The 15,504-nt window shown below is 56.4% G+C and carries 20 protein-coding genes; 11 read left to right on the forward strand and 9 right to left on the reverse strand.

Annotated elements, in window-relative coordinates; all coding sequences use genetic code 11:
* The first annotated feature begins 67 nt into the window (after positions 1-67).
* A complete protein-coding gene (locus tag G547_RS0103830) occupies positions 68-1,558 on the forward strand; it encodes a phospholipid carrier-dependent glycosyltransferase (RefSeq protein WP_027328700.1) in 1,491 nt (496 codons plus the stop codon).
* A gap of 2 nt (positions 1,559-1,560) precedes the next feature.
* A complete protein-coding gene (locus G547_RS0103835) occupies positions 1,561-2,118 on the forward strand; it encodes a PA14 domain-containing protein (protein ID WP_027328701.1) in 558 nt (185 codons plus the stop codon).
* Between the two features lie 103 nt (positions 2,119-2,221).
* Here G547_RS0103835 and G547_RS0103840 read toward each other — a convergent pair whose 3' ends face one another.
* Together G547_RS0103840 and G547_RS0103845 are read right to left on the reverse strand one after the other, a co-directional pair.
* Positions 2,222-2,509: a hypothetical protein gene (locus G547_RS0103840; RefSeq protein ID WP_027328702.1), complete on the reverse strand. Its 288-nt coding sequence runs from the start codon at positions 2,507-2,509 to the stop codon at positions 2,222-2,224.
* A gap of 335 nt (positions 2,510-2,844) precedes the next feature.
* The gene (locus G547_RS0103845) at positions 2,845-4,077 is read right to left on the reverse strand and encodes a lytic murein transglycosylase (RefSeq protein ID WP_051234772.1); all 1,233 of its coding nucleotides are present in this window, start codon (positions 4,075-4,077) and stop codon (positions 2,845-2,847) included.
* A gap of 449 nt (positions 4,078-4,526) precedes the next feature.
* On the opposite strand from G547_RS0103845, the gene G547_RS0103855 reads away from it, so the two are divergent.
* A complete protein-coding gene (locus G547_RS0103855; RefSeq protein WP_027328705.1) occupies positions 4,527-6,632 on the forward strand; it encodes a hypothetical protein in 2,106 nt (701 codons plus the stop codon).
* A 94-nt stretch (positions 6,633-6,726) separates the two neighbouring features.
* Here G547_RS0103855 and G547_RS0103860 read toward each other — a convergent pair whose 3' ends face one another.
* The gene (locus tag G547_RS0103860) at positions 6,727-7,590 is read right to left on the reverse strand and encodes an OmpA family protein (RefSeq protein ID WP_027328706.1); all 864 of its coding nucleotides are present in this window, start codon (positions 7,588-7,590) and stop codon (positions 6,727-6,729) included.
* Entirely contained in the window at positions 7,587-7,988 is a 402-nt protein-coding gene (locus G547_RS0103865; protein WP_051234774.1) for a DUF4398 domain-containing protein, read from the reverse strand. The genes G547_RS0103860 and G547_RS0103865 overlap by 4 nt, the downstream gene beginning before the upstream one ends.
* Before the next feature lie 13 nt (positions 7,989-8,001).
* On the opposite strand from G547_RS0103865, the gene G547_RS23305 reads away from it, so the two are divergent.
* From G547_RS23305 to G547_RS23930, 6 genes are all read left to right on the forward strand, one after another.
* Positions 8,002-8,196 (forward strand): hypothetical protein, encoded by a 195-nt coding sequence (locus G547_RS23305; RefSeq protein ID WP_157209777.1) that lies wholly within the window; start codon positions 8,002-8,004, stop codon positions 8,194-8,196.
* 40 nt (positions 8,197-8,236) lie between these two features.
* Positions 8,237-8,395: a DUF3309 family protein gene (locus G547_RS22940; protein ID WP_036186989.1), complete on the forward strand. Its 159-nt coding sequence runs from the start codon at positions 8,237-8,239 to the stop codon at positions 8,393-8,395.
* A 21-nt stretch (positions 8,396-8,416) separates the two neighbouring features.
* Complete coding sequence (locus G547_RS0103875; protein WP_051234776.1) at positions 8,417-9,163, forward strand: Crp/Fnr family transcriptional regulator; 747 nt, start codon at positions 8,417-8,419, stop codon at positions 9,161-9,163.
* A gap of 322 nt (positions 9,164-9,485) precedes the next feature.
* Positions 9,486-10,211 carry a Crp/Fnr family transcriptional regulator gene (locus G547_RS0103885; protein WP_036186991.1) on the forward strand — a complete coding sequence of 242 codons (726 nt, stop codon included), beginning with the start codon at positions 9,486-9,488 and terminating at the stop codon, positions 10,209-10,211.
* Positions 10,212-10,257: 46 nt separating this feature from the next.
* Positions 10,258-11,598, forward strand: coding sequence for a cation:proton antiporter (locus G547_RS20055; RefSeq protein ID WP_036187000.1), 1,341 nt, complete (start codon positions 10,258-10,260; stop codon positions 11,596-11,598).
* Between the two features lie 13 nt (positions 11,599-11,611).
* The gene (locus G547_RS23930) at positions 11,612-11,908 is read left to right on the forward strand and encodes a diguanylate cyclase (protein ID WP_084645648.1); all 297 of its coding nucleotides are present in this window, start codon (positions 11,612-11,614) and stop codon (positions 11,906-11,908) included.
* Positions 11,909-11,921: 13 nt separating this feature from the next.
* Here the strand turns inward: G547_RS23930 and G547_RS0103900 are convergent, their stop codons facing one another.
* From G547_RS0103900 to G547_RS0103920, 5 genes are all read right to left on the reverse strand, one after another.
* Positions 11,922-12,401 (reverse strand): MgtC/SapB family protein, encoded by a 480-nt coding sequence (locus tag G547_RS0103900; protein ID WP_027328711.1) that lies wholly within the window; start codon positions 12,399-12,401, stop codon positions 11,922-11,924.
* A 111-nt stretch (positions 12,402-12,512) separates the two neighbouring features.
* Positions 12,513-13,352 carry a DUF6544 family protein gene (locus G547_RS0103905; protein WP_027328712.1) on the reverse strand — a complete coding sequence of 280 codons (840 nt, stop codon included), beginning with the start codon at positions 13,350-13,352 and terminating at the stop codon, positions 12,513-12,515.
* Complete coding sequence (locus tag G547_RS0103910; RefSeq protein WP_027328713.1) at positions 13,349-13,981, reverse strand: class I SAM-dependent methyltransferase; 633 nt, start codon at positions 13,979-13,981, stop codon at positions 13,349-13,351. The genes G547_RS0103905 and G547_RS0103910 overlap by 4 nt, the downstream gene beginning before the upstream one ends.
* Positions 13,982-14,015: 34 nt before the next feature.
* Entirely contained in the window at positions 14,016-14,228 is a 213-nt protein-coding gene (locus tag G547_RS0103915) for a hypothetical protein (protein ID WP_036187002.1), read from the reverse strand.
* Positions 14,221-14,577, reverse strand: a complete 357-nt coding sequence (locus G547_RS0103920) for a hypothetical protein (protein WP_027328715.1) — start codon at positions 14,575-14,577, stop codon at positions 14,221-14,223. Before G547_RS0103920 ends, G547_RS0103915 begins: the two co-directional genes overlap by 8 nt.
* A gap of 77 nt (positions 14,578-14,654) precedes the next feature.
* On the opposite strand from G547_RS0103920, the gene G547_RS0103925 reads away from it, so the two are divergent.
* Together G547_RS0103925 and G547_RS0103930 are read left to right on the forward strand one after the other, a co-directional pair.
* Positions 14,655-15,176, forward strand: coding sequence for a DUF2975 domain-containing protein (locus tag G547_RS0103925; RefSeq protein ID WP_027328716.1), 522 nt, complete (start codon positions 14,655-14,657; stop codon positions 15,174-15,176).
* Between the two features lie 9 nt (positions 15,177-15,185).
* Positions 15,186-15,419, forward strand: a complete 234-nt coding sequence (locus G547_RS0103930; RefSeq protein WP_027328717.1) for a helix-turn-helix domain-containing protein — start codon at positions 15,186-15,188, stop codon at positions 15,417-15,419.
* Positions 15,420-15,504 lie beyond the last annotated feature (85 nt).

A 15,504-nucleotide genomic window follows, 5' to 3' on the forward strand; every position in this document is an offset into this window, starting at 1 on the left:
CCTGCGAACCTCTGGAGCCTAGACTGCGCGCTCTCCGTCTGGGCTCAATAACCATAATACGAAGATCATGTTGCAATCCATTGCTCAAACCCGACGTTTTTGGGTGCCCGCGCTCGTACTGCTTGTCTCATTGCTCGTGTACGGTGTGAATTATGGCTCTCCCAAATCGATGTTCTGGGACGAAAACTACCACATCACCTCCGGGCAGAAGTACATTGACGGTACCCTGTTCATGGAGCTGCACCCTCCGCTCGGCAAGTTGCTGATTGGCGCCGGTGAAGCGCTGTTCGGCGGCAATGAGGATCTCGACAAGCGGGCCTTCAATCGTACCGATTATCTCGACGGCTCCGATGTGCCAGAGGGCATGAGTTTTACCGGCTTCCGCTTTGCATCTACCTTCCTGATGGCTACGTCGGTGCTGTTTTTCTATGGCATCGTCTGGCGGATTACCCGGCGCACCTGGGTGGCGGCGGGTTTCAGCGCGCTGCTGATTTTCGACAACGCCCTGGTGGTTCACTCAAGGGCGGCCATGCTCGAAGGCATTCAGCTGTTCTTTATCCTCGCCGCGCTTTACTACTTCGTGCACATTCTCACACGCGGAAAACCCCTGCGCTTGCCCCAGTATGCGTGGTTGGGGGTGCTGGTTGGCCTGGTGGTGTCGGTCAAGCTCAACGGCGCGGTCCTGCTGCTGCTGTTCGTCATGGTCTGGGGCGTGGACCAGTGGGACAATATCAAAGCCTGGCGCTGGAAAGCCATGCTACAGCGTCTGGCCACCACGGTGCCCGCCGCGGTGCTGCCGATCATCGCCGTGTTTGCCAGCCTCCTATACGTGCACATTGCCCTGGGAGAAAACATTGTGGGCAACAAGACCTACAAGGCCTCCGAAGAATACCTCGAAGAGGTGCGGGCGGATCGCAGTCACAGCCTGAGAGCGTTTTACCACGGCTCTCTCGACAACATCCGCTACATGCTCGAGTACTCGGATGGTGTCGCCCGGCTGGATATCTGCAAACCGGGGGAAAACGGCAGCTACGCCATCGGCTGGCCCCTGGGTAATAAGAGCATTAATTACCGCTGGGATAAAAACACCGTCAATGGTGAAGTCAAAGTTCGTTACATTCAGATCATTGCCAACCCCATCGTCTGGTTTTCGGTGGCGGCAGGCATCGTGCTATCGATTGGGCTGATTCTCAGTCGGTTTGTCTACGGCAATCCGGTCAAGGACAACCGGCAGTTTTACTGGGTGCTTGCCTTTACCACCCTCTACGTCAGTTACATGACGGCGATCCTGCAGATCGACCGGGTGATGTACCTTTACCACTACCTGGTGCCCTTGGTATTCGGCATGCTCAATCTCGCCATGGTATTCACCTACATCTTTCGCGATGACGTGATTGCCAACCGCCGGCACACCATGATCAACCTCGGGTTGTTCGTGCTGTTGGTTATCGGGGTATTCGCCTGGTTCTCGCCCTTCTCCTATGGGCTGCCCATCAACGAGGATCAGTTCGAGGCCCGTAACTGGTTTGAACTCTGGCAAATGAACGTGGTGCGATAACAATGCGAGCCTGGTGGAATAAAAATACCGTACTCACCCTGCTGCTGGTTGGCGTGGCTGCGGCCATTCTTCTGCGTATCACTCCGCCGTTCGTGTCGGATGTGGTGGAGTTGAAAATTGTGAAAAACAAAGCCCCGATCAGCCGTATTGATCAGGAGCGGGAGCCGGATTACCAGCGTCGGGTCTGGGTGGATCGGCTCGATCTGTTTCACAAGAACCAACTGCGCCATACCAAACTGGGTCAGATCGGGTATACCGACAACTTCTTTATCGATATTGACCACACTTTCGAAGTGCTCGAAGGTGGTGAATACCGTTTCCTGATCGGCAGTGACGATGGTTTTGTAGCCAAAATTGATGGCGAGGAGATCTGCCGGTTCAATACCGACCGCCCCTACCGCAAGCAAACCTGTATGGTCGAGCTCAGCGAAGGCGAACACCGTTTTGAAATGGCTTACTTTCAGGGCGGAGGCTTTTCCGGCTTTTCGGTGGAATATATGCCGGTCGGGGCCGAGCGCCCCCACTTCTTCGGTGAAGATTCCGACGCCGTGCAGTTTTAACCTGACATAAAAAAAGCCCCCAAGTTGGGGGCTTACACAAGAAAAGCGGATTGGAGCCGAAGCTCCGGTCTTGCAATAACTCAGGTAATACTAAAGCGGCGTCTTAGTTAGAGGCCAGCTTGAACTCACGCACGGCTTGGTTAAAGGTGTCGGCGTAAGCTTTCAATTCTTCCAGTGCTTCCTGCTTCTTGCGGCTGCTCATGTTGGAGCAGCTCAGGTAATCCTGTTGTGCCTGCACGTATGACTTCACTTCGTTGTTGGTCTTTACCATCTGAGCGGTCACGGCAGTGGCCGGGTCCGGAATGGCGGGACGAGCGGTTGGCTCGGTACAGGCCAGGGCGGAAACGCTGAACAGGGCCGATGCGCACACTGCAAACAAAAACTTCTTCATGACAAATACACCTAAAGTTGATGCTCGGCCCGGTTGAGCGAATGCCACCGCGCCGAAGGAAAATGACTGACTAGAGTTGTGACCGACTGCACATCCTGATCACTTGGCGCATTCTCCCACACGGACAGGAGGTTAAAAAGGTTCTAAAAAGAACATTTTGTTATTGAGATAAGGAATAAACAGCGAAAAAGTTATCAATCGGTCAAGAAACGGTTATAAGGAGCCGGAAGGGGTAAAAGCCTTGACGGTGCGGCGTTGGGCGAGGATGGAGAATGAGAATGTGTCGGAAAACCGACGGGCCGGAAAGGCCATCCCTGGCCCTCTTTTTTTAAGCGTTACGGTGCCTCAGTGTTAATACCCAGGGCGTCCAACACGGCCTGGTTTGGAAAACCATCGGGGACCATGTCCTTTTTACTCTGGAACTGGCTGAGCGCCTTGCGCGTGGCTGGGCCCCAGATACCGTCCACTTCACCCACCTCAAAGCCTTTGGCTTTAAGGGTTTCCTGCAGGGCGATCACCTGGTCGCGGTTCAGGCGGGGACTGTCTTCCGGCGGCGGGTTGTGCAGTTTGCCCGCGCCGGCAACCCGGTCGGCCAGGTACCCGACCGCTAAGGCGTAGTATTCGGACTGGTTCCAACCCATGATGACCTTGAAGTTGTCATACACCAGAAAAGCGGGTCCCTCGTGGCCAGAGGGCACCAGCAGGGCGGCCTGGATGGTTTCATCGGGGAGCGCCGCGCCGCTGGTTTGGCGGATGCCCATCTCACGCCACTCGGACAGAGGGCGTTTCTGTTTCAGCCCCGCTTTCAGGTAGTCGAAGTCCTCCGGCAAAATGACCTCACGGCCCCACCGATAGTCTTGATCCCACCCCATGCTGTCCAGAAAATTGGCAGCCGAGGCCATGGCATCTGGCAAGCTGTTCCACAGGTCGCGCTTGCCGTCTTTGTCGTAATCCACGGCGTGGCGCAAGAATACCGAGGGCATAAACTGTACATGCCCCATAGCACCGGCCCAGGACCCTTCCATACGCTCGGCACTGATAGCCCCCTCGTCGACAATGCGCAGGGCGGACATGAGTTCGCGGGTGAAGTATTGGCTTCGGCGCTGATCGCAAGCCAGAGTGGCCAGAGAGTCGAGCACGGACATTTTGCCGAAGTAGCTGCCGAAGTTGGTTTCCAGGCCCCAGAAGGCCACCAGATAAGGGGCGGGCACGCCATACTCCCGCTCGACGCGGGCGAGCAGTTCCCGGTGCTCACGCAGCAGGCGTCGGCCGTCTTCCACCCGCTGGTGGGTGACGCGTCGGTTTAGGTAATCCGCAAAAGGCGTGGTGAATTCCGGCTGGCGACGGTCCAGCTCGATCACCCGCTCTGACCATTTCAGGTTGGCAATGCTGGACTGCACCACGGCAGAAGTGAGTCCCTCGGACTCGGCAGTCTTCTGGAAGCGTTCAACACAGGTGGGAAAGCTCTCTTTGGTACTTACCTCGGTGTCGGCCTTTGTGTTGGCCAGTGCCGGTGTGGTGAGACTCCAGGCGACGGCGCCCGCGAACAACCAGTAACCCCAAACCATACGGACTCCAATGGGCTAAAACAGCGAATAACAACAAATGGTGTCGCAGCGTAACAGATGAGCCTGCCGCTCCGGATGTGGAGGGTCGACGCAATGCGTTGACCCTCACTTAGCGATCGTGACATGATTTCGCTGATCAATAAATCATAATGTACTGAGAGAAATCAACCATGACGCAACGCACAGTCTTTGGTGTGGCTTTCGCCGCACTGGGAGCGGCGCTTTCTTGGCTGCCAGACGACGCCCGGCTCTGAATCCGATCCTACGCTGACCGCCACCAGGGCGATGGCCCTTTTTGTGGCTATCAACAACAGAATGAAGATTTCGACGACGTGAACTTGGTCATGGCTCCCGCGGGCACCTTCTGGCAAAATAAGCGCGCGCTTGAAAGCGTAACGCTCAGCCTTCTTTAGGATGTTGAACACGTAACAACAAGGAAACTCTCCACTATGAAAACCATGACCAAAATTTCGGTCGCTGTCGTGATCGTGGTCGGCGCAGTCGTGGCAGCCATCGCTGCCGGCGTCTTTACCACGAAGCCAGCGTCCAACGGGCTAGATGACTTTCTCACTTACATACCGGTGGACAGCCCACTGGTAATGGCCGGGCAAACGGACGAAGCCAACATGGCCGCCTCCGATGCCATGCTGCGCAATATGAACCCCAACGACCTGCAACCGATTTTTGATTTACTCGAAGAGAGTGAAGAAGGCACCGGCCCTCGCCTGATCAAGTGGTTGCTCGATGACTACGTGCAGACGGCCGTCTCCGGTGGTTATGAGGCCGTTTCCGAGCGCTACGGCATCAGCTTCGCCCAGCCCTACGGCTTCTATGTCAATGGAGCCGCCCCGGTCATCCGTTTCTCCCTGACCAGCCCCGAGCCCATGAAAGCGGTGTTGGCGGAAGCGGCGGCGGAAACCGGCGTGAGCGCTCGTGAAGGCACCCTGGGTAGCGCCACCCTGTATGCCTGGGGCCTGAATGAAGACAAGCCCGAGCTGGAACTGGGCCTGGTACTGGATGAAACCTCCCTGACCCTCTCCGTGCTGACCGGCTCCGATACCCCCGAAAGCCAGATGCTGCGTTTTGCCCGTCAGCCGGCGCCCCAACCGTTGGCCGGCTCCGAGCGCCTCAAAGAGCTGCGTGCGGAATACGCCGAAGCTGATCAGTTCATGGGCTTTATCGACATTCACGGCATCGCCCAGGCCCTGTTGCTGCCGGAACAGAACAGCACCGGGCGCGAACTGCGCCAGTGGTTCCCCGAACTCGAGGGCAAAATCGGTGCTGACCTGAGCGATGCCTGCCGCAATGATTACGTGGCCCTGGCCGGTCACATGCCGCGCATTACCATGGGCGCGGAAGAGTACAGCGTCTCCTCCGAGCTGATCCAGCAGACCCTCGGCTTCCTTTGGAAAATTGAAAACAAGCCGGTGCTGACCTCACTGCAGAAACTGCAGGGGTTTATTCCGGGCTACGCCACCAAAGTCGATGACAAACTCGGCGCTTACGCCCTGGGCGTGAACGTCAGCGAGCTGGTGCCGGTTCTGACCGAGCTGTGGACCCAGTTCACCGAGGCCACCTTTGCCTGTGAGCAGTTGCAGCAGATGCAGCAACAGGCCCAGTCCTACAACCCGGCCATGCTCGCCATGGGCACTGCCATGTTTGATTCGGTGCGCGGCGCCGGCGTTGCGGTTTACAACCTTGAGCCGAGCGACAAAACTCCCATGGGGCTGGACGGTTCGGTGTTGATCAGCGTCAGTGCTGAAAACCCCGCCACGCTGGCCTCCATGCTGACCTCGTACCTGCCGCAATTTGCCGGTATGAAAATCCCGGCCGATGGCACCCCGGTGGAAATCCCCGACCCGTTGGGTCTGGGGGGCAACTACCTGGCCATCAAAGGCAAGCATCTGGTGGCCTATCGTGGTGAGGCCGCCAAGGCCGCTGCGGACAAGCTGGCCGAGGAAGCACTGGAGATCAACGGCACCACCGCCCTGGCTCTGAACCTGCGCGAGCCGATGAAGCTCTTCGAATTGGTCGAACCCATGGCCGCTCAGTCCGCCAACAGTGGTTGCGCCGAGATGTACGCGGGCATGTTGGCACTGACCCAGACTCCGCTTTCTCTGGTTTACAGCGAACAACTCAATGACCAGGGCTGGGCCGGTAATCTGGCAATGGAGATGGACGTGATCGAGCCGCTTGAGGCGAGCACGGTGGCCGGTACCTACGAGCTGACCATGCTCGATAATACCGACTGCCAGTGGTACCCCCTGGGCACCGAGACTCTGAACGCCGACGGCTCGGGCAGCTTCGCCAGCGAAACCGACACCGGTGAGTGTGAGACTTACCAGAGTGAGTTCACCTGGACCCTGAACGGCCGTCAACTGTCGGAATCCACCAGTGTTGAGCGCGAGCGCGAAGCCTGTGATGGTGAGTGGTCTGAAACCACCGATGAGGCCGAAGACTTCGAGTGCGGCATCATGGCGCCCGAAGCCGATGGTTTCTACTGCACCAGCCAGAGCGATGGCATGATTGAACTGTATCGCTATCAGAAGCAGTAAACGCTGATAGAAGGGCAGGGAGGCCCGTTGACAATGAAATGGATAAAAAAAGCCGCTTCGATTTCCCGAGGCGGCTTTTTCAATGGGAGTAGGGCTACGACGGGTTTTCGATGATAATCTCGACACGTCGGTTCTGTTGGCGCCCCATCTCGCTGTCGTTGTTCGCTATCGGTTGTCCCATACCGATACCTGCGGCAGACAGTCGCTGTGAGACAATGCCCTGCTGTGCCAGATATTGGCTAACGGCTTCTGCACGCCGTAGCGACAGGGCCTGATTGTACTCGGCGCTGCCGACATTGTCGGTATGGCCCTCTATCTGGACCCGCCGTTCGGGATACTGATTCAGGAAAGCTACCAGTTCGTCGAGGTTGCGGTTGGCATTCCCTTGCAGCGCCGCACTGCCGGTGGCAAATAGAACATCCCCGAGAGTCAGTACTAAACCGCGATCGGTGACTTCGGCCTGCAGAGCGTCGATCTGGCGTTGATACTCCGCCGCTTGTTGCGACGCTGCCTCCGCGCTCTGTTCTTCTGAGAGGCGTGCTCTGTCGGCTTCGTCACGAGCCCGCCCGACTTCCCGGGTGCGTGCTTCCAACCGGGCTTCGTTGCGCTCCTCACCCAGTTGGGCTCGTTGGTCTTCGGCATAGCGGGCGGTTGCCTTGGCTTCGGCAATCGCCACTTTTCGATCCGCCATGTAGACCCGGTGCTCACCCAGAGCGGCATCATCTCCGGACAACGGCTGCTCGGCTACGCGAACGGCAGCTTCCGCTTCCCTGAGCTCGACCCGGGCCCGATCGGCCAGGTTTGGATTGCTCTGCAGCGCCGTCAGTTTGCTGCGTACTTGGGTGGCGCCCTGAGGGCTGTCCGGCGTTACGGCGCAGGAAGTGATCATCAATGAAGAGAACGCCAGCGCCATAAAAAGGGTACGGCGTTTTGCCGGTTGAGTTGTCAGAATTTTCATTGCTGTTCTCCTTTACGCTGCATTTCTTCGTTAAGGGCGTCGGCGCTGCGGCCCATTTCCTTGTTGATTTCCAACGCTTTCGCGGACTCGGTCCGCGCCGAGGCGAGCTGCGCGACAATCATGGCTTCCTGAGCGAGACGCTCGGCTTCAACCATCTGTTCGCTGCGGACCAGGCGCTCCGCCAGTATCAGTTTCTGCTGAGCTTCATCCAGTTCGGCGCCTGAATGCTGCCGCGCGCCGCTTTGCTCGGCGCTGGCGATGGCGTCTCGTGCTTCGTTCAGCGCGGCAGTGGGCGCCAAAGGCGCCGAAGTGCATGCGCTTAACAGAATGATTGCCGCAGATAGACACAAGGCGCCGCGAACGCGCCCGCCTGGACGGTTGTTTATGAATTGGTGCATTTTGGTGTTCCTCATGAATAGCGAGTTCGGCGTTCTCGAAAACTGTGTGGGTAATATGGGATTGCCTGAATCAGAACGTTTACCGCCAAGCAGAGCTAAACCTGGACATGCCCGGAATGTTCTTTTCTGGATTCTTTCCGACACTAACTCTAAAACGTTTGAGGCATTGAATCTGTACGCCAACGCACCGACGGAAGGCTTTATTTGACCTAACGTTTGCCAGACAATACAACAGTGGGAAAAATACCATGAGTGTGACGACAATTATTTTAATTATCCTGGTGCTAATCCTCGTGGGAGCGATCCCCGCGTGGCCCCACAGTCGGGGGTGGGGGTATATGCCCAGCGGGGTGTTGAGCGTTGTGGTGCTGGTTCTCTTAATCTTGTTTCTGACGGGGAAGATCTGATTCGTTTTTCGGGAGAACGCAGTGTCCTTGAAAGGAAAAGGCGAGCCCGTCGATACCGCTTCTAGCGGGAATCGTCTGATTGACAGTTTGCCTTCCGGACAACGCAACGGTGTGCTGGCTCAATGTGAACGCGTTGAGCTGGCGTCCGGTACGGTGCTTTGCGACGTTGGAAAGCGTCTGAAGTATGCCTACTTCCCTATTGCCGGTAGCATTTCCTTGATGAGCGGTTTCCCCGGGCATAGGCCTCTGGAAACCGGAAGAGTCGGCCGCGAGGGAATGCTGGGAGCGGTCCTGATTCTCAATGTTGATCAAGCTATTCAGCGCGGTGTCGTTCAAATACCCTGCCTGGCGCTACGCATGAAGGCCACGACAATGGGGGAAGTTATACAAAATCATCCGGCATTGCTTCATACGCTGCAACGTTATCTGTCCTTCCTCCTCTCGGAATTGACCCAAGCCGCAGGCTGTATGCACTTTCATGAGGTGGTAAAGCGTCTGGCCCGGGTGCTTTTGTTGGCTCATGACCAGAACAGGGCAGGCTCATTGCACCTGACTCATCAGTGCCTCGCCGAAATGTTGGGTGTCCGGCGCGGCGCCGTCACCATCGCCGCGAGTCACCTGCAACGGGAGGGCATCATTGGTTACCGTCGCGGACGGGTATCCATTCTCGACCGAGTGAGGCTTGAGGCTTCATCCTGCGAGTGCTATACCGAAAGTGTTAGAAATTATGCCAATATTCACTCCTGGTCGTCTGCCCCTGGGCCTTAATTGACCCCTATGTTCGATATCGTACAGAAGCCTCTCGGTTTACAAGCTAACATCCTCGATAATGATGACTATCGGAGCGATGGGCTATCAGTTTCTCGGGCCGTTGTTCCTAGGGATGACCCACGACGAGCCTACAGGGAGGATAGGGATGATAAAGAAATACTGACGGACGACCAGGTACGGTTTTATGGCGCGTCCGGGAAACTGATAGCCCATTGCCCGCTCTACTGTGAAATGCATTATGCATTGCATCGTACATATGACACGGAAGATGATGTAGTATGTAAGCAGAAAAAGACATTCCAGCAGAGAGATGTCAACGATGTCCCAGGTTCTACACCCAACGAAAAACCTGATTCTTGCCGCGTTGGAGCCAGACGTTCAGCAACGGATTTTCCCCTATCTTGACGAAATAACCATGCCTTTGGGCAAGGTGCTCTATGAACCCGGTGACAAAATGCGGTATGTGTATTTCCCCACCGACTGCATTGTGTCTCTGTTGTACGTGATGGAGAGTGGCGCCTCGGCGGAAATTTCCGTCGTGGGTAACGAGGGCCTGGTGGGTATTTCGTTGTTTATGGGGGGCGAAAGCACGTCCAGCCGCGCCGTGGTCCAGAGCGGTGGTGCCGGTTACCGGCTGCCGGGCCAACGGCTGGTTGATGAGTTCAATCGACACGGAGAGTTAATGTCTTCGGTGCTGCGTTATACCCAGGCGCTGATCACCCAAATGGCCCAAACGGCCGTATGTAATCGCCACCACTCCATTGACCAGCAGTTGTGCCGCTGGCTGCTGCTCTCCTTGGATCGACTGCCTTCGAATCATCTGATTATGACGCAGGAGCTTATCGCCAACATGCTCGGTGTGCGCCGGGAAGGCGTGACGGAAGCGGCGGGGCGGCTGCAGAAGCTCGGTGTGATCGAGTACCACCGTGGCCACATCGAAGTGATCGACCGCCCCCGGCTGGAAAAACTGAGCTGCGAGTGCTATGGGGTGGTGAAGCGGGAAACGGACCGGTTGTCGAAAATCGGCACGACCCGGACGGTTTAACGGAGCGCGGTGCCCGGAATCAAACGCTCAACGTGGAGAATGGAGCATGCATGACGCACTATGGTTCCTGATCGTAGGCGGACTGTTGCTCGCGCGGGGACTAACCCACAGCCTGCTCCAACGCTCGCCCATTACTCCGGCTATATTCTACTTGACTCTCGGGTTGCTGCTGGGCCCTACGTTATTGAATGTGTTTCACTTCAATCCGCTGGAGGAGTCCGGGCTGCTCAGGGTGTTAACCGAAATCGTCGTGTTGATTTCCCTGTTCTCCGCCGGTGTCAAAATGCCTGCGCCCATCTTCTTTTCCCGCTGGCGCACGCCACTGCTGCTGGCCACGGTCTCCATGGCGCTCACCGTCGCAATGGTCGCCGCCTTTGCATACGTTGTACTTGGGTTGCCCTTGGGCGCCGGTATCCTTCTGGGCGCAATCCTCGCCCCCACGGATCCGGTGCTGGCCACCGATGTTCAGACCCGTCATCCGGGGGACCGCGATCCGTTGAGGTTTACCCTGACCTGCGAAGCCGGCATGAATGACGGTAGTGCCTTTCCCTTTGTGATGTTGGGCCTGGGTATTTTGGGGTTGCACGAGCTAGGTGAGTTCAGTTTGCGTTGGATTCTGGTCGATGTACTTTGGGCAACGGCCGCCGGTGTTGGAATTGGGGTGGCGGCCGGAGTCGGGCTTGCTCACCTGGCGCGAATGCTACGGGGCTCTCAGGCCGGCCACCAAATTATGGATAACTTTCTAGGCCTTGGTCTGATTGGTGTGGTCTACGGTTTGAGCCTGCTGGTGGACGCCTGGGGTTTTCTGGCGGTGTTTTTCGCGGCGGTAAGCTTGCGTCAAACTGAACTCAAAGCGGTGGGTACCGAGCCTGAAGGGGCGTCTCGGCCAGCGCTGGTCCGGGTTGGACTGGATTCGGAAAATATCGGTCTGAATGATAATACCTCTCCATCGGTTAGTGGAGGCTCGTTGGTTTTCAAGGAACATCTCGAGCGCCTCTCCGAAATGATGCTTGTTCTGCTCATTGGTGGCACTCTGTTTCTGGACTCCTGGAGTGTACGTGCGGTAGGGCTGGCGCTGTTTCTTTTCGTGGTCGCGCGGCCGCTCAGTGTTTTTTTGGGGTTGGTCGGTACGCGCGCCTCCTGGCCCTTGCGGGCCATGGTGGGGTGGTTTGGCGTTCGCGGTATCGGCTCTCTCTATTACCTGATGTTTGCTATCCAGCACGGCCTGCCCGAAGAGCTTGCCTTGGAGCTGGTCGGCCTGACGTTGATCGTGGTGACACTTTCCATCCTGGTCCACGGCGTCAGTGTCAAACCGTTGATGGGTCGTTTTATGCATCAAAATGGCCGAGAATCTGATGGGCTGGTAAAGCGACGACGCGCTCGGTAGAAAGGTTGAGGGAATTTTTTTTCGTCATCGATGGCGCCACCGAAAGCAAGTCGCATTGCTGTTTCTGGATCTGGATCATTTCAAAGAAATTAATGACACCTTCGACCATACTGTGGGTGATCGTTTCCTGAAGGATGTGGCAACCAATATTATATCCTGTGTTCGCGCCACGGACACGGTCAGCCGTTACGGCGGGGATGAGTTTGTTGTTCTGTTGACCGAAATTGAAAACAGGAAAGACGCCGACCGTGTTTTTCGGCCTGTCTTTCGGTACACAGTGGCGGGCCGGAAACAGGGCGTTTGCTCATAAAGGATCCGGAACGTCATTGGTTTTTCCTGGATATCGAGCGTGAAAAGAAAGGCACGACATAGAGCACCAGCCACGCCAGAACAGTACACAGAACCGCCGTCTGTTCCCGCCCCAGGCCAACGGCTATGCCGATCGCCGTCGTGAACCAGATGCCGGCCGCCGTGGTTAGCCCGGTAGCCTCTTGATCGCTGGCGCGGGTGATAATGGTACCGGCGCACAAAAAGCCGATGCCGGCTACAACGCCCTGGATAACGCGGCTCATTCCATCATCGGAAATACCCGCTTGCTGAGGGACGAGGACGAACAGAGTGGCACCCATGCAAACCAACATGTGGGTTCGTATTCCCGCAGCCTTGCCGCGCTGCTCCCGTTCAAACCCGAGCAACCCTCCCAAAAGGGCGGCAAGCAACAACCGCGTGACGACGATGACAAACTCACTCAGGTCATTGAAGTCCGAAAACTCGGACATGATGATTGTTCCGATCGATTCCATCGCGCTATTCCTGTAGGTCTTCCTTATCGAAGACGATTTTCTTACATTACTCGACGGCTCAAAAGTGCGCAATCGGGAGTAGAGAGTGAAGCATTGGTTACCGAATGGTTTCTACCGGACCCCTTGAATGTAGCGAATCTCATTGATTTCGGCTTTAAAAAAAACAAAATAATCATCCGTCCCAAACCCGTTCCCGGCGTCCACCCGAAAGGGCAGGTGGAAACCTTCCACCTTCCGAAAGTCCGAGAGTATGCCGCCAAAGGGCTGAAGGCGAAATGTCTTGTCGGGATTGGCGTTGCTCCAACGCATAAACGACACCTGCGTAGGGCGGCCCTCTGGATCAACCCGAACCTCCACCGCTTGGGACAACTCCCCGGACGAAACCGTCACTCGCGCCGTATCGACATCTACCGGCTCCCATTGAACACCGATTCCCGGCAGCACAGCTGCCGGCGTCCAGAACACCGCTTCGGCCACATAGCGGCCGAAGGCGGAGCGAGTGTGGTCCGGGTTGCCTCCCAGCCGGGCCACAGGAACCAGCCCCAAGATACGAAAACGGGTCCAGCGTCCAGCGTCCGAGCCGGATACCCCCAATGCGTTTTTCAGTCGCATACGCCAGACGAACCCCTCTGGTGCTGCCAGAATCTGTTCGGCGTTCATGGGCTGATAATTGGGGGCCTCCTTCGAGCCCAAACTGAACTGACCGCCCATGCGCAGAGCGGCCACCCGGTAAAGTGGTGTGCCGGGGTTAATGGCAAAGTTGAAAAACCGGCGTGCGGGCTCTGGCAAGTCGGCGACCATGGACGGGGCGTAGAGCGGCGGATCCGCCGGTTGCAGCGCCGCCAGTCGGGTCCACTCAGCCCGGTCCGCACGCCAGTCCAGAAGCCGGAGCAGGACCAGTGCGGTAACGACGACCGTGATCAGGGCGAGAGCGACGTATAAGACAATCATGGCGTTAATTCCGGTTGCTTTTTTGCCACAATAAAAACGGACGCCTTGCCTGGCTGCCATTCTCGGTCGATGCTAAACCCGGCGTTGGTCAATTTGGAGACGAGCTGTTCTTTCCCAAAGCGGTTCACGTAAGGTGCCAAGCCGATCAGTTGCATAAGCGGTATCAACAATCGCCAGATGACACTGAGTTCACCCACCAGTGCGGTGCTGGAGACGAAAATACCTCCTGGTTTCAAAAGTCCGTGGACGCTTGAAAGAGTGGCATCCACGTTTTCGATAAGGTGGAGCACGTTGAGCCCCAGAACGGCATTAAAGCTTTCCGCTTCAAAATCGAGGCTATCCAATGTCCCTTGCTGAAAGCTGACGTTTTTCACATTCGCGTCCCGAGCTTTCCGTTGAGCTATCTCCAACATTTTTCCCGAGAGGTCCGTTGCGACTATCTGTTTGACGTGGGGGGCATGGATAAGGGCAGTGCTTCCGGTGCCACAACCGAATTCCAGTACGGACCAATCCGGTTGAAAGTATTCCTGAGTGATCGCCAGCTTCTTCTGGTAGGACGCCTCGTCCCGAATCCGGCTTTTAGCATAGCGATGCGCGCCTTTGTCCCAAAACTCTTTCGATTCTTTCATTTTCCCTTCTCCGGTTTTTGGCACTGGCTCCTGACTATGATCCGTTTGACGGCTCTTCCAGCGCTTCTTCACGCTCGCGTCGGTATTCCTCGTAGGATTTGTCGGCGCGCTCGACGCACTCGTCATAGCGAGCCGGAGGTTCCTTCAGGCAATCGTTCCGCTGCTGTATGCGCAGGTTTTCATAGATTCCTCTGTTGCTGCAGGACGAAAGCCCCAATAACACGATCAGAATCAATAGCTTATTCATCGGATTGGCACCCACCGTTTGCCTCAAAGTATCGGACAACCAGCAGCATGGCATTACGCTCGGTGTACCCTTCACGGTGCTCCTGCATAAAACGGATGATGGTCGGTACGTCGAACAGCGTTTGGGGATCCCTACAGTACAGAGTATCGAGGTATTTTGTCTCCTCGTCGAGCGTGGCGATCAGATCCAGCGCTCCGCCCACATACGCTTGCAGGGTGGGATGATCGCTGCACTCGCCAGGGGCGGAGTCGCAAATGTTGGAGAACTGCTCCACCGTTAGGGCGGACGCGCCAGTGGAGTGCAGGAAGAGTGTTCCCAGAATGGCTGGGATTAATAAACGGCTGATCATTGGGCGTCCTCTCTTGACATAATTACTGTAAAACGATAATTTATTGCCTTTAATCAATCATGTCAAGCGGAGCTACCATGACCCGACGTTTTTCCCAGGTCATCGCCTGGGGTTGCCTGGCCGTTCTTGCTCTGGGGCCTGCGGCCCTCCTTTTCTTTCTCATCGATATTGAGGCTTTTGCCACTTTGGCAAAACGTACTCTGGAGTTGCCGATACAATGGCGGAGCGTCACCACCGGCCAGTGGTATGGCTTATGGTTACTGACCGCGCTGTATCTGGCTGTGGGCCTGGGAGGTCTCTACTTTCTGCGTCGCGCGTTTGCGGGCTTTGCCAGAGGGGAGCTGTTCAATCGAAATAACAGCCGTAACTTGAGGCGTTTTTCGATCTTCCTGTTTGCACAGGCGTTGGCCAAGCCTTTGCATATGGCGCTATCCAGTGTGCTGTTGTCCTGGAACCATCCGGCGGGACAAAAGATGCTCTCTGTCTCACTGGGCAGTGGCGAGATCAAGGTGATCGTATTGGCCATGATACTGTGGGTCATGAGTGATCTTCTGGTAAAAGCCAGTCAGTTGGAAACCGAAAACAAGCAGTTTATCTAAGAGCTCGCCATGCCTATTGTTGTAAATCTGGATGTTATGTTGGCCAAGCGGAAAGTCCGCGGTAAGGATTTGGCCACCGCCGTCGGTATTACCGAGCAAAACCTGTCGCTGCTGCGCACCGGCAAGGTCAAGGGCGTGCGCTTTGCAACGCTTGAGCGTATCTGTGAGGTTCTGGAGTGTCAGCCGGGGGACATTCTCGAGTATGCCGCCGATACCTCGAATGATGTATTCAGCGAGCCTTAGGTCTTCCACGGGGGAGCGAGTGACGGCGTCAGTCATTGGCAGCGTCACGTAAAAAACGCAGGGAAAGCCAAGCAGGCCACCTCCC

The sequence above is a fragment of the Marinimicrobium agarilyticum DSM 16975 genome (assembly GCF_000423345.1).
In the GTDB taxonomy this organism is placed as follows: domain Bacteria; phylum Pseudomonadota; class Gammaproteobacteria; order Pseudomonadales; family Cellvibrionaceae; genus Marinimicrobium; species Marinimicrobium agarilyticum.